The 13,811-nt window shown below is 64.3% G+C and carries 10 protein-coding genes; 6 read left to right on the plus strand and 4 right to left on the minus strand.

Annotated features, from left to right (window positions below; translation table 11 throughout):
- Positions 1-149: 149 nt before the first annotated feature.
- The 5 genes from J4O76_RS01465 to J4O76_RS01485 all read left to right on the plus strand — a co-directional run bounded on the left by J4O76_RS01465 (position 150) and on the right by J4O76_RS01485 (position 8,429).
- A complete protein-coding gene (locus J4O76_RS01465; RefSeq protein WP_426279860.1) occupies positions 150-2,708 on the plus strand; it encodes a TonB-dependent receptor in 2,559 nt (852 codons plus the stop codon).
- Positions 2,709-2,846: 138 nt separating this feature from the next.
- Positions 2,847-3,992 (plus strand): sensor histidine kinase, encoded by a 1,146-nt coding sequence (locus J4O76_RS01470; RefSeq protein ID WP_082441718.1) that lies wholly within the window; start codon positions 2,847-2,849, stop codon positions 3,990-3,992.
- Positions 3,989-4,786: a LytR/AlgR family response regulator transcription factor gene (locus J4O76_RS01475; RefSeq protein ID WP_031393111.1), complete on the plus strand. Its 798-nt coding sequence runs from the start codon at positions 3,989-3,991 to the stop codon at positions 4,784-4,786. The genes J4O76_RS01470 and J4O76_RS01475 overlap by 4 nt, the downstream gene beginning before the upstream one ends.
- Before the next feature lie 280 nt (positions 4,787-5,066).
- Positions 5,067-6,083, plus strand: a complete 1,017-nt coding sequence (locus tag J4O76_RS01480; RefSeq protein ID WP_426279861.1) for a cell wall hydrolase — start codon at positions 5,067-5,069, stop codon at positions 6,081-6,083.
- 477 nt (positions 6,084-6,560) lie between these two features.
- Positions 6,561-8,429, plus strand: a complete 1,869-nt coding sequence (locus J4O76_RS01485) for an ABC-F family ATP-binding cassette domain-containing protein (RefSeq protein WP_426279862.1) — start codon at positions 6,561-6,563, stop codon at positions 8,427-8,429.
- Positions 8,430-8,708: 279 nt separating this feature from the next.
- Here the strand turns inward: J4O76_RS01485 and J4O76_RS01490 are convergent, their stop codons facing one another.
- Together J4O76_RS01490 and J4O76_RS01495 are read right to left on the minus strand one after the other, a co-directional pair.
- Positions 8,709-9,029, minus strand: a complete 321-nt coding sequence (locus tag J4O76_RS01490) for a DUF3297 family protein (protein ID WP_132737347.1) — start codon at positions 9,027-9,029, stop codon at positions 8,709-8,711.
- A gap of 108 nt (positions 9,030-9,137) precedes the next feature.
- Positions 9,138-9,542, minus strand: a complete 405-nt coding sequence (locus tag J4O76_RS01495) for a hypothetical protein (protein WP_132737344.1) — start codon at positions 9,540-9,542, stop codon at positions 9,138-9,140.
- A 212-nt stretch (positions 9,543-9,754) separates the two neighbouring features.
- Here J4O76_RS01495 and J4O76_RS01500 point away from each other — a divergent pair, with 212 nt between their 5' ends.
- On the plus strand, positions 9,755-10,420 hold the full coding sequence (locus J4O76_RS01500) for a L,D-transpeptidase family protein (protein ID WP_426279863.1): 666 nt from the start codon (positions 9,755-9,757) through the stop codon (positions 10,418-10,420).
- 425 nt (positions 10,421-10,845) lie between these two features.
- Here the strand turns inward: J4O76_RS01500 and typA are convergent, their stop codons facing one another.
- Both typA and J4O76_RS01510 read right to left on the minus strand, forming a co-directional pair.
- A complete protein-coding gene (gene typA / locus J4O76_RS01505; RefSeq protein WP_056051990.1) occupies positions 10,846-12,690 on the minus strand; it encodes a translational GTPase TypA in 1,845 nt (614 codons plus the stop codon).
- A 91-nt stretch (positions 12,691-12,781) separates the two neighbouring features.
- Entirely contained in the window at positions 12,782-13,759 is a 978-nt protein-coding gene (locus J4O76_RS01510) for a hypothetical protein (protein ID WP_426279864.1), read from the minus strand.
- Positions 13,760-13,811 lie beyond the last annotated feature (52 nt).

Genomic DNA, 13,811 nt, shown 5'->3' on the forward strand with positions numbered 1-13,811 from the left:
TTTTTTGCAACGCACCATGACGGAGTGCGTCTGTGACACTTACCGACTCGCCAATGTCACAGAACCGAAATATCCGGCGTGCAGGGGCACGGATGTCCGGTGGGAAAGCCGACATCCAGAGCTACGGGCTCTAAGGGGACATTATTCAGATGCGTACCATGCTTGCTTGCGGCGTTGCTTTCGCCGCGCTCATGATTCCGGCTGCAGCCTTCGCTCAGTCGACCGCCACGATCGAAGCAGAAAACCCAGAAATCGTCGTCAGCGGCCAGCGCGGCACGCCAAGCGTCAACGGTATCCAGACGCCCGATACGCCCAAAGCCAAGGCCGTTCTGACGCAGGAACTCATCGAGCGTCGCACGCCGGGCCAGTCCATCCTCGATACGATCAACCTCGTCCCTGGCGTCAGCTTTACCAACAGCGACCCTTACGGCGGTTCGGGTGGCCAGTTGCGTATTCGCGGTTTCAGTGGTGACCGCGTTTCGCTGACGTTTGACGGTATCCCGCTCAACGATTCGGGCAACTATTCGATCTATTCGAACCAGCAGCTCGACCCGGAATTGATCCAGGAGGTCAACGTCAACTTCGGCGCCACCGACGTTGACTCGCCCACCGCCAGCGCTTCGGGCGGTACGGTCAACTACCGTTCGCTCACGCCGACCGACAAGATCAGCGCGGCTGGCGCATTCTCGCACGGCACGAACGACATGAACCGTGCGTTCGTGCTGCTGAACACTGGTACCTTCACGTCGTTCGGCACCAAGGCATGGCTGTCGGCCAGCACGCAGACCTATGACCAGTTCCGTGGCTACGGGAAGATCAACAAGCAGCAGTTCAACGGCAAGATTTACCAGCCGATCGGCAGCGGCCGCGACTTCATCTCGATCGCAGCGCATTACAACCAGAACCGCAACAGCTCGTACAGCAACCCGACGATCGCGAACATCCGCACCCGGCTCGCCGCTGGCGGAACGACCATCCCAGCCGCCACGGCGATCACGGCTGCAAACCCGTACACGCTCGACCTGAGCAATTCGCAGTACGATTATGTGTTCGACGACACGTCGCCCACGTATCTGTACGACCGCAGCTGCAACCTGGCATCGGCTGCCGGCGTTCGCGGCACGGTGCAGAACGATCGTAACTCGTGCAACAATGTCGCCGGCACCGCGATCAACCCGTCGAACACGGGCAACGTCCGTGTCAATTCGCGCTTCGGCATCACCGACAAGCTGACCTTCACGTTCGACGGTGCGTACAGCTTCACGCGCGCGAACGGCGGCGGATCGACGCTGATGGCCGAGAGCAATGCCGGGGCGACGACCGCCAACGGCACCTATGCGCAGCAGTATCAGCGCGTCGGCGCCGGGATCGCAGCGGGTGCGGATCTGAACGGCGATGGCGACCAGCTCGATTTTGTCCGCGTTTACTGGCCATCGAACACGCGCACGCAGCGTTTCACCGCGATCGCCAATCTGCGCTACGAGTTCGACTCGCATAACGCGGTCCGCCTCGCCTACACCTGGGATCGCGCCCGTCACCGCCAGACCGGCGAAGCTAGCTTGCTCGATCCGTTTGGCCGCCCCTATGAAGTGTTCAGCGCTCTGGACGGCGAAGGTCCCTATGCGGTCAACGATGCCGCCGGGAACGTTTTGAACAAGCGCAACCGTCTGTCCTACGCGATCCTCCACCAGGTTTCGGGCGAGTATCGCGGCACGTTCTTCGAAGACAAGCTGGACCTGACGCTCGGTGTCCGCGCACCGTTCTTCCGTCGCAACCTGTCGAACTATTGCTACACCATCCCCGGCAACTCGAGCGACGCATACTGCACCTCGCAGACCGCGGCACAGGTTGGCGCAACGCCCGCTACTGCTGGGTTTGGCCTCCCGTACAAGAACCGCATCAAGGCCTATGACGCGGTGCTTCCGAACGTCGGCTTCACCTACAACATCTTCGATCATCTCGGCATGTTCGGCAGCTATGCGAAGGGCGTCTCGGTTCCCAAGACCGACAACCTCTACTCGTTCGACGACGTGAAGATCGCGCCGGTCGCCGAAGTGAAGCCGGAAAAGACCGACTCGTTCGATCTTGGCCTTCGCTATAGCTCGCGGATCATCCAGGCGCAGGTCGCAGCCTGGTACATCTCGTACAAGAACCGCATCATCAGCTCGACGGTGCAGCTCGAGGGTGGCGGCACGCAGAGCCTCGATCGCAACGTCGGCAAGGTCGAGAGCAAGGGCATCGATGCCAGCCTCGGCATCCAGCCGATCAAGCACATCTCGGTCTACGGGTTCGTCTCGTACCTCGACTCGGAACTGAAGAACGACGCGACCGATCCAATCACGGGTGCGATCATCGTCGCAACGAAGGGCAAGTTCGTCGTCGAGACGCCTGAGTGGCAGTATGGCGGTCGTGCGCAGGTGTCGTTCGAGCCGGTCTCGGTCGGCGTGCAGGTCAAGCGTACCGGCAGCCGCTGGGTCACCGACGTCAACGATCTGAAGTCGGCGGGCTACACGATCGTCGATCTCGATGCGCGCTTCGACATGAAGCGGTTCGGCCTGGACAACACGTTCTTCCAGCTGAACGTGTCGAACCTGCTGAACGAGCGCTACTTCGGCAACCTGAGCACGAACACCGTTGCATCGAACAACCCGCGCTTCACCTTCGGTGCACCGCGTACGTTCATCGGATCGGTGCACTTCGGCTTCTAAAATATAACTGAACTAGTCGGTCGAATTGGCCGCCGCTTCCTTCGGGATGCGGCGGACTTTTTCGTTTGGCGGCCTAGCGCCCGACCAAACCGTTCGGCTTTTGCGTGTGCCTTGCGCGGCGTGTAAGACGGTGGGCCAATGGCTAATTCTTCCGTCCCGCCCCCCGGCTCGTCCGCCTTGAACTCGACCCGGCGCTTGCCCTTCACGGCGCGGCCGTTTTTCGAGAACAAGGCGCGGGCGTTCTGGATACTCCAGGCGGTCGGGTGGAGCGGATATCTGCTGCTGCGCGGCGTGGTGTCGATCTCGAACGGGCTGTCGCTCGACGGGGTGATCCCGGTGATCGTCGAGGCGATCGTCGGATATTGCATCACGCTGCTGCTCTCGACGATGTACGGCCAGTATCGGCGGATGAACCGGCTTGTCGGCATTTTCCTGACGATCGCGACGCTCGCCGCCGCGACGTTCCTGTACGCGGTGCTTGACGCATTCACCTTCTCGTTCATCGCGACCGCGACGCCGGGGGTGACTCTCACGCGGCTGCTCGGGTCGGTGTACGTCACGTTCACGGTGCTGTTCGGGTGGTCGGCGCTGTATTTCGGGATCAACTTCTACCTGATCGTCGAGCAGCAGATCGACCAGATGGAGCATCTGGAGAACCAGGCGTCGTCGGCGCAGCTGGCGATGCTGCGGTACCAGCTCAACCCGCATTTCCTATTCAACACGCTGAACTCGATCTCGACCTTGGTGCTGCTCAAGCAGACCGAGCGGGCGAACGCGATGCTCAGCCGGCTGTCGTCGTTCCTGCGCTATACGCTGGCGAACGAGCCGACCGCGCATGTCACCGTCGCGCAGGAGGTGGACCAGCTGAAGCTGTATCTGGAGATCGAGAAGATGCGCTTCGAGGATCGGATGCGGCCCAAGTTCGACATCGATCCGCGCGCCGAACGCGCGCGCCTACCGTCGCTGCTGCTGCAACCGCTGGTCGAAAACGCGATAAAATATGCCGTTACGCCGCAGGAGGAAGGCGCCGAAATCTGCGTCGAAGTGCGGCTCGCCGGGGAACGCGTGCAGATCGCCGTATCCGATACCGGTCCGGGCTTGATCGAGGGCCGGATCGGTTCAAGCCAATCCACAGGCGTGGGGCTCGCTAATATTAGAGACAGGTTGGCTCAGGCATATGGGCCCGACCACCGTTTCGAAACCCGCTCCACGCCCGCTGGCGGCTTCTCGGTCGAGATCGAGATTCCGTATCAGCTTGAAGACGTGAACAGAGAGGCCGCATGACCATCCGTACCATTCTCGTCGACGACGAGCCGCTGGCGATCCAGGGGCTGGAACTCCGACTCCAGGCCCATGAAGACGTCGAGATCATCGAAAAATGCTCGAACGGCCGCGAGGCGATTCGCGCGATCAAGACGCACAAGCCCGACCTCGTCTTCCTCGATATCCAGATGCCGGGGTTCGACGGGTTCTCCGTCGTGCAGGGCCTGATGGAGGTCGAGCCGCCGCTGTTCGTGTTCGTGACCGCGTATTCGGACCACGCGTTGCGCGCGTTCGAGGCGCAGGCGGTCGATTATCTGATGAAGCCGGTCGAGGAATCGCGGTTGGCCGATACGATCGAGCGGGTTCGGCAGCGTCTGTCGGAAAAACGCGGCGTCGAGGAAGTGGATCGGTTGCGCGAAGTGCTCGCCGATGTCGCGCCGGATGCGGCGGCGGATATGCCGGACGGCGATGCGGTGTCGGCGAACCGGTTCGAGAAGCTTATCAACATCAAGGATCGCGGGCAGATCTTCCGCGTCGATGTGGACACGATCGAGCGGATCGATGCGGCCGGCGATTATATGTGCATCTATACCGGCGATAATACGCTGATCTTGCGCGAGACGATGAAGGATCTGGAGAAGCGGCTGGATCCGCGGCGGTTCCAGCGCGTGCATCGCTCGACGATCGTGAACCTGGATCTGGTGAAGCAGGTCAAGCCGCATACCAACGGGGAATGCTTCCTGGTGTTGAATTCTGGTGCGAGCGTGAAGGTTTCGCGGTCGTATCGCGATGTGGTGGCGCGGTTCGTTCACTGAGTTCGAGCCGTCGTCCTAGCCGCGTCCCCGTCATCCTGACGAACGTCAGGATCCAGAGTCACTGAGGGCACGCTCGTTAATCTGGATCGTGACGTTCGTCAGGATGACGGACGCGGGGGTGTGGTCGGGGCGGCTTTCGGGAGCGTGCTCTTCCACGTCCGTCCTTGCCGATCGAGGTCCCGATTTCGTCGGGATGACGGGGGAGCTCCCTTAGCGGGCGCTTCCCCCGTTTCCCGTGGCCATTAACCAGTCCCTAAACCCCGCGGCCTAGAGCGGGGGGATGAAGACGTCGGGTTACGGCCTTTATCCCCATGCGCTGATCAGCCTGCCCGCTCTGGTGATGGCGACGTCGTGCGTGCCGGCGGATCGGCCGGCGGCGATCGCCCGGGTCCAGCCCGAGCGGAACTCGCGAGCCTTGCTGAGCCGAATGGCGTTACATGTGCCGGATGACATCTCCGCAAAGATCGCGACGGCCGCACCCGATGCGCTGTCTGCCGCTGCGGCGCCGTTCGTTGCTCCGCCGTTTTTGACTTCGAACTCTGTCGATGACGCGAGCCGAGCAGCCGAGTGCCTGACGGCGGCGGTGTACTATGAAGCGCGGTCGCAGTCGGAGGATGGGCAGCGGGCGGTGGCGCAGGTGGTGTTGAACCGGGTGCGCGACCGGGCTTTTCCGAACAGCGTTTGCGGAGTCGTGTACCAGGGGGCCGAGCGGCGGACCGGGTGCCAGTTCAGCTTTACCTGCGACGGTTCGATGAACCGGGCGCGGGAGCCGGGGGCCTGGGATCGGGCACGGGCGGTGGCGAGCGCGGCGCTTGGGGGGAGCGTGTATGCGCCGGTCGGGGCGGCGACGTCGTTTCATACGACGAGCATTTTGCCGTGGTGGGCGTCGAGCCTTGCGCGGATTACGACGGTTGGGGCGCACGTGTTCTATCGCTGGCAGGGGGCGTTGGAGCGGGCTCTGACGTTTCGGCAGGCTTATGCCGGGGTCGAGCCTGGGGTTCGGGGTGTGGGTTTAGCGAGCGGTGGTGGCGTGGCGGCGGTTGCGGCGCAGGTTGCTGGGGTTTCGGTGCATTATGGCAATCGGGACGACGTTGCGGAATCGAGTGCGGAGCCGGCCGATGCTCCGCATGGGGTGACGGTGCACCGGGGTGTGTTGCGTTCTGGTCCGGCGATTGCGGGTGCGGCGGTTGTGCAGACGCGGTTGGTTTCCGGAGTGCGAGTTCACGTTGGTGGGCGGGCGGCTGCGATGATCGGCAGTGGTACCGGGGACGATGCGGTAGTGTCGGACGAAACCTGATAGCTCCCTCCCCTTCAGGGGAGGGTCGGGGTGGCGCACTGCCCCGAGCGACACGTTCGCGGACAAGCCCCACCCCAGCCCTCCCCTAAAGGGAAGGGAGTTTTAGAGACTCCGTATTCCAATACCTGCACCACCCCGGCGAAGGCCGGGGCCCAGTTGGGGGACGTCGCCAACTGCGAACCGCGCTTCGTTACGACCACCTTTCCAACTGGGCCCCGGCCTTCGCCGGGGTGGTGGCTTATATAGAGAACGGATCGGCAATCTGATCCTCCCCCGCAAGGGGGAGGTGGCTGGCGCTTGCCAGACGGAGGGGGAGGCATGCGAAACGTCTGTTGCGTGGTCCTCCCCCTCCGTCGCCTTCGGCGTCACCTCCCCCTGGCGGGGGAGGATCGAGAGCGCATCGACCAGGGACCGGCCGGCAAACTCCCCCTGCCCCTCCCCTCGCAAAACCATGCTGCATCTGCTAACGGCACGGCCATGCTGAACCTGAACAATATCACGGTGCGCCTGGGCGGACGCGTTATCCTCGATGGCGCCACCGCTGCGTTGCCGCCCGGCTCGCGCGTCGGGCTGATCGGGCGCAACGGCGCGGGCAAGTCGACGATGGTGCGCGTGATCGCGGGACAGTTGGAGCCCGACGACGGCTCGGCCGACATGCCGAAGGGCGCCCGCATCGGCTACCTCGCGCAGGAAGCGCCGCACGGCGTGAAGACCCCGTTCGAGACTGTGCTCGAAGCCGATCTGGAGCGCGCCGCGCTGATGATCGAAAGCGAGACGAGCGAGGATCCCGACCGGCTCGGCGACGTATACGAGCGGCTGATCGCGATCGACGCCTATACCGCGCCCGCGCGCGCCGCGCAGATCCTGCTCGGCCTCGGCTTCGACGAGGACATGCAGGCACGGACGCTCGACAGCTTTTCGGGTGGCTGGAAGATGCGTGTGGCGCTCGCCGCGCTGCTGTTCTCGCAGCCGGACCTGCTGCTGCTCGACGAGCCTTCGAACCATCTCGATCTCGAGGCGGTGATGTGGCTCGAGGACTTCCTCAAGGGCTACAAGGCGACGATCGTGGTGGTCAGCCACGAGCGCGATTTCCTCAACAACGTGGTCGATCACATCCTGCATCTGCAGGGCGGCAAGATCACGCTGTATCCGGGCGGCTACGACGCGTTCGAGCGACAGCGCGCCGAGCGACTCGCGCAGATCGAGGCGGCACGCGCCAACCAAGCGGTGCAGCGCGAGAAGCTGCAGGAATATATCGCCAAGAACTCCGCGCGTGCGTCGACCGCGAAGCAGGCGCAGTCGCGGCAGAAGATGCTGTCGAAGATGCAGCCGATCGCCGAGAGCTACAACGATCCGACGCTGTCGTTCGGCTTCCCCAACCCGACCGAGCTGCGTCCGCCGTTGATCACGCTCGACATGGCGACGGTGGGCTATGCCGACGTGCCGATCCTGAAGCGGCTCAACATGCGGCTCGATCCCGACGACCGGGTCGCGCTGCTCGGCCGCAACGGCAACGGCAAGACCACGCTCGCGCGGCTGCTGGCGGCGCAGCTGACGCCGATGGATGGCGAGATGTCGTCGTCGGGCAAGATGAAGGTCGGGTATTTCACGCAGTATCAGGTCGAGGAACTCGATCCGACCGACTCGCCGATCGAGCACATGTCGTATCTGATGAAGGGCGCGACGCCGGCTGCGGTGCGCGCGCAGCTGGGGCGGTTCGGCTTCTCCGGCGACAAGGCGACGACGCGGGTCGGCAAGCTGTCTGGTGGCGAGCGGGCGCGTCTGGCGCTGGCGCTGATCACGCGCGATGCGCCGCATCTGCTGATCCTCGATGAGCCTACCAACCATCTCGACGTCGATGCGCGTGAGGCGCTCGTGCAGGCGCTTAACGCCTATACCGGCGCCGTGGTGCTGGTCAGCCATGACCGGCATATGCTGGAGCTGACCGCGGATCGGCTTGTGCTGGTCGATGACGGGACGGCGAAGGAATTTGACGGCAGCCTCGACGATTACATCGCGTTCGTCCTGAAGGGCGACGGCGGCAAGGGCGATGCGGCGTCGAAGGCGGACAAGAAGGCCGGGAAGAAGGCGGCGGCCGAGGCGAAGAGCAACGATGCGGCGCTTCGGAAGGCTCTGCGCGAGATCGAGGAGCAGACCGCGAAGTTCACCAAGGAGCGTAATGCTCTGGACCGCGCGATGGTCGATCCGGCCAATGCGGAGCCGCGGTTTTCGCGGATGTCGATGGGGGATCTGAGCAAGCGTCGCGCCGAGGTGCATGCGAAGCTCGAGGCTAGCGAGGCGAAGTGGCTCGAGGCTAGCGAGGCGCTGGAGGGGGTGGAGGCTTAAGGCCCCCCGCCCCGCGTAACGTCCCTCGCCATCGCCGTCATCCCAGCGAAAGCTGGGATCTCTCCATTCGGGTCGCACCATCCGCCAAGCGGGATACCCCAGCTTTCGCTGGGGTGACGGGATTTGTGAGGGGGCAGCCGTATTCCAGCGCGCCAGTAACTCAGCAACGGTTCGCGCTTCTATGTTCTCCCGCGAAGGCGGGAGCCCAGTCTGGGTCCCCGCCTTCGCGGGGAAACATGCTTTCCACGTTTTGGGAAATAAGCGCCAAACCTATTTGGCTCAGCCCTCGTCGGTGTCCGCGCCCGCTGCCGGACGCTCGAACCAGGCTTCCACCGGCCCGACCAGCTTCAGCGTCAGCGGGTTGCCGTTGCGGTCGACCTTCTTGCCGAGCGCGACTCGGATCCAGCCTTCCGAGATGCAATATTCCTCGACGTCGTGGCGGACCTTGTCCTTGAAGCGGATGCCGATGCCGCGTTCGAGCAGGTCCTGCTGGAAGAACGGGCTGCGCTGGTTGATCGACAGGCGATCGGGGGGCGTGTCGCCGGTTGCGGCCGGGGTGGCGGCGGCTTCGGTCTCGGGGGTGTTTGGCGTGTCGGTCATGGTCGCGCGTCTAGCGGCAAGCACTGGGGGCGCGCCAGAAAAAAGGCACCGGACGCAAAAGAGGCGCCGGGATTGCTCCCGACGCCTCTCCGCGATCTCATGATCGGATCAGCTGCAAACCTGCACCGCGACCCGGTCGCCGTAATAGGGGTCGACGCGCCACTCGTTCCAGCACCGCGGGCGGTAATCCTCGCGGTAGTAGGTGCGCACCGGCGGGCTGTAATACGCCACCGGTGGCTGCGCGTAATAGCCGCCGTTGTAGTACCCGCGGTCATAGTACCGATTGCGGTTGTTGCTGCTGGCGATCGCCGCACCTACACCTAGGCCGAGGATGCCGCCGAGCACTGCTGCGCCGGCCGCATTGCCGCCGCCACGATGGCCGTGCCAGCCGCCGCCGTAGCCGCGCCCATAACCACCGCGCCCCCAACGCTGCGCGTCGGCTGGTGCTGCTGCCGTCAGAGCCGTTGCGGCGAGTGCTACGCCGAGGCCTGCTTTCTTGAAAAATCCGTTCATCTCTTCCGAACTCCGTTACTAGTTACGCCCGGTCCGCTTGGGACAAACGCATAAGTGTCCGACCGTGTTTCAGGATTTAGGCGATTCGGCCTGAACTGGTTCGGAACGGCTTGTTAACCCACGGTATAGCTGGCGGAGGTGGTCCCGTGCGGGGACACGGCTGGCGGTGCGCTTGCGGGGCAATGTTTACGAATATCGGATAAGGTGCGGCGATGCGCAGGATGATGACGACGCGAGCGATCGCCTTTGCCGTGCTCGGCGGGAGTGCGGTGCTGATCGGTGGACTGGCCTTGTCCGGGTCGCCGGTGAAGGTACGGGCGGTCGAGGCGCCTGCTCGGGTGGCTCGGATCGCCGGGCCGGTTGCGAAAGCGACGCCGAAGCCGGTTGCGGTCGCTGCGGAGGACCCGGCCGATGCGTATGTCGTGAAGCGGGTGCTGAACGTGCCCGAGCCTTTGCGGCATGGCGCGTATTACTGGGATACCGAGGGTGTGCCCCAGGGGCCGATCGTGATCACGGTCGACCTGGTGGCGCAGACCTTGTCGATCTTTCGCGGCGGGTACGAGATCGGGACGGCGGCCGTGATCTATGGCGCGGATGAGAAGCCTACCCCGCTTGGCGTGTTCAAAATCACGCAGAAGGACGCGCATCATGTGTCGAACCTGTACGGGGCGCCGATGCCGTACATGATGCGGCTGACCAATGATGGGGTTTCGATCCACGGCAGCGCGTTGATGGATGGGAAGTACGCTACGCATGGGTGCGTTGGGGTGCCGACTGCGTTTGCGAAGCTGATTTTCGAGCAGGTTAAGCTTGGGGATCGGGTGATCGTTACGAGTGGGGAGATGTTGGCGCGAGGTGGGCGGATTACCGCTGCTTGAGGGTGGGGGCAGTGGGCGGTAGCGCTCCGTGCCCTCACCTTCGCCGCCTTTGGCGTCTCTTCCTCTCCCGATGGTAGAGGAATTTGGGAACGTCCTAAGTCCTAGCAGCAGGCACCTCCCCGGCGAAGGCCGGGGTCCAGTTGGGGGACGTCGCTAACGCAGGGCAGCGCTCAGTTACTGCGACCTTTCCACCTGGGCCCCGGCCTTCGCCGGGGTGGTGCACCTATTGAGTCCTGACCGCTCGCGTTGCCGCCAGCTTGAATGCTGCCCTCGGGCTTTCTCGCACAAAGAAAAGGGCCGGAGGTTTCCCCCCGGCCCTTCTGCATTTCTCGCCCAGCGCGACACGGCAAAGCCGCGTCGTCGGACCTCGCTTGAGCGAGGCCGGCCGAGCGCCTGAGGCTCAGCCGGCTTCGCCTTCGCTGGCCTCAGGCGCTCTGCTTAGCCCGGCTAGCGCGCTTGCGCTCGTTCGCATCCAGGAAGCGCTTGCGCAGGCGGATCGACTTTGGCGTGACTTCGACCATCTCGTCGTCGTCGATGTACGCGATCGCCTGCTCCAGCGTCGCGCGCTTCGGCGGGGACAGGCGGACCTGGTCGTCCTTGCCGCCCGACGCGCGGAAGTTGGTCAGCGCCTTGGTCTTCATCGGGTTGACCTCGAGGTCGTCCGGCTTGGCGTTCTCGCCGACGATCATGCCCTCATAGAGCGCCTCGCCGTGGCCCACGAACAGGATGCCGCGCTCTTCGAGCGGGCCCAGTGCGTAGTTGTTCGCCTCGCCCGAACCGTTCGAGATCAGCACGCCGTTCTTGCGGCCCTCGATCGCGCCCTTGTGCGGACCGTACTTCTCGAACAGCCGGTTCATGATCCCCGTGCCGCGCGTGTCGGACAGGAACTCGCCATGATAGCCGATCATCCCGCGCGACGGCGCCGAGAAGGTGATGCGGGTCTTGCCGCCGGTCGACGGACGCATGTCGGTCAGCTCGGCCTTACGCGTGTTCATCTTCTCGACGACGGTGCCCGAATGCTCCTCGTCAACGTCGATGATGACGGTCTCGTACGGCTCGGTCTTCTTGCCGTTCTCGTCCTCGCCGAACAGCACGCGCGGACGCGAGATGCCCAGCTCGAAACCTTCGCGGCGCATCGTCTCGATCAGCACGCCCAACTGAAGCTCGCCGCGGCCGGCGACTTCGAAGCTGTCCTTGTCGGCCGCCTCGGTCACCTTCACGGCAACGTTCGACTCGGCTTCGCGGAACAGGCGCTCGCGGATCATCCGGCTCGTCACTTTGCTGCCCTCGCGGCCCGCCATCGGCGAATCGTTGACGGCAAAACGCATCGACAGCGTGGGGGGATCGATCGGCTGCGCGTGCAGCGGCTCGGTCACCGTGATGTCGGCAATCGTGTCGGCAACCGTGGCGACCGAGAGACCTGCCAGCGAAATGATGTCGCCGGCCTTGGCTTCGTCGACGGGAACACGCTCGAGACCACGGAACGACATGATCTTGGACGCGCGACCGGTCTCGATGATCTTGCCGTCGTTATCGAGCGCGTGGATCGCCTGGTTGGTCTTCACGGTACCCGAATTGACGCGACCGGTGAGGACGCGGCCGAGGAACGGATCGCGGTCGAGCAGCGTGACGAGGAAGGTGAACGGCACGCCGGCGACTTCCACGGCGGGCGGCGGCACGTGCTTCACGATCGTCTCGAACATCGGGATCAGCGTGCCTTCGCGCGCGTCCATGTCGGTCGATGCATAGCCGTTGCGACCCGATGCGTAGAGCACGGGGAAGTCGAGCTGGTCGTCGTTCGCGTCGAGCGACACGAACAGGTCGAACACTTCGTCGAGCACTTCCTGGATGCGCGCGTCGTTACGATCGACCTTGTTGACGACGACGATCGGCTTCAGGCCGAGTGCGAGCGCCTTGCCGGTGACGAACTTGGTCTGCGGCATCGCGCCTTCCGACGAATCGACCAGCAGGACGACGCCGTCGACCATCGACAGGATGCGCTCGACTTCGCCGCCGAAATCGGCGTGGCCGGGCGTGTCGACGATGTTGATGCGGATGCTCTCGGACTCGCCGGGAGGGGTCCAGTCGACCGAGGTCGGCTTGGCGAGAATGGTGATGCCACGCTCTTTTTCGAGGTCGTTCGAATCCATTGCGCGCTCTTCGACGCGCTGGTTGTCGCGGAAGGTGCCGGACTGGCGGAAGAGCTGGTCGACCAGCGTCGTCTTGCCGTGATCGACGTGCGCAATGATCGCCACGTTGCGGAGGCTCATGAATGTATTCTCTTGAAACGAGGAACGGGGTTGGCGCGCGCCATAGCGTAATTGTTGCGCCGCGGGAAGACGCAGCGGCATTTCGTCGCCTTTAGAGGGAACCTCCGCGGCGCTTGTATGTTCCGGCGGCGAGAATAGCACGAGGATCGCGGACCGCCAGCATTGCCCTCAGCGCAGCGTGTTTGTCGGGTGCGGCGGCATAGTAACGCTGCCAGATCCGCAGCCCCATCCAATAGCCGAGTTCGGGCGGCCAGCCGGCGGGCGGCGTGGAGTAGTTACCAATCCAGCGCGCGTAAGCCTTGGCTTCGGGCGAGCCTTCCTCGGGATCGTCCTTGTCGGTGAGCTTGCGGGTGAGCGCGATGTCGGCCTGCATCTGGCGCCAGAGTTCGGCCTCGCGTGGGGTGGCCCAGGCGGCGCGGGCGGCGTCGGGCTCCTCGCCGGTGACGAGCCCAGCGATGAAGTCGGCGGCGCCCTCGACCAGGATCGCGGTGAGCAGCGGGTCGCGGGCGAGCGTCATCCCGGCGTCCTGCTGGAAGGAATGCACCGTCTCGTGCGCGAAGAAATGGCGGAGCGTCTGGCGGAGTTTCTCGGGCGTCGGCGACATGCGGCAGAGGACTTCGAGACCGAGTACCTGGGCGCCCGGCTTCGCGGTGCCACCGGACGTGTTCGCGCCAAAGACTATATAGACTTGCGGGAGCTTCACGTCGGGAAGTGCGCCGTGAAGGCCGAGGTAGATCGCGCGGAGATCGGCGGTGGCGGCCTTGGCGGCGGGGAGACAGGTCTTGATCGCCTGCGCGTAGCGGATCGGGTTGGCGGCGATGGCACGCGCGAGATTGTCCGCGTCGACGATCCGGCCGGGGGTGAAGACGCCGATCCCGAAACTGCCCTTGTCGAGATAGTCGCGTTTGAGTTGCGCGGCGGTGGGCTTGCCCTTGGTCTTGGCGAAGAGGGTCGCGAAGCGGTCGGCGTCTTCGGTGTGGATCGTGGCGGTGAGCGGGTCGGCTGGCGGGGGGCGATTCGTGGCGGCCGCAGGGAGGAAGGCGAGCGCGAGGATCAGCGGGCGGAGCATGAGGCGCAGCGTATCGTGTGTTTGCCGGGGCGCCAGAGCGGATATCGCAATC

Source organism: Sphingomonas sp. NFX23 (assembly GCF_049887795.1).
Lineage (GTDB): Bacteria > Pseudomonadota > Alphaproteobacteria > Sphingomonadales > Sphingomonadaceae > Sphingomonas.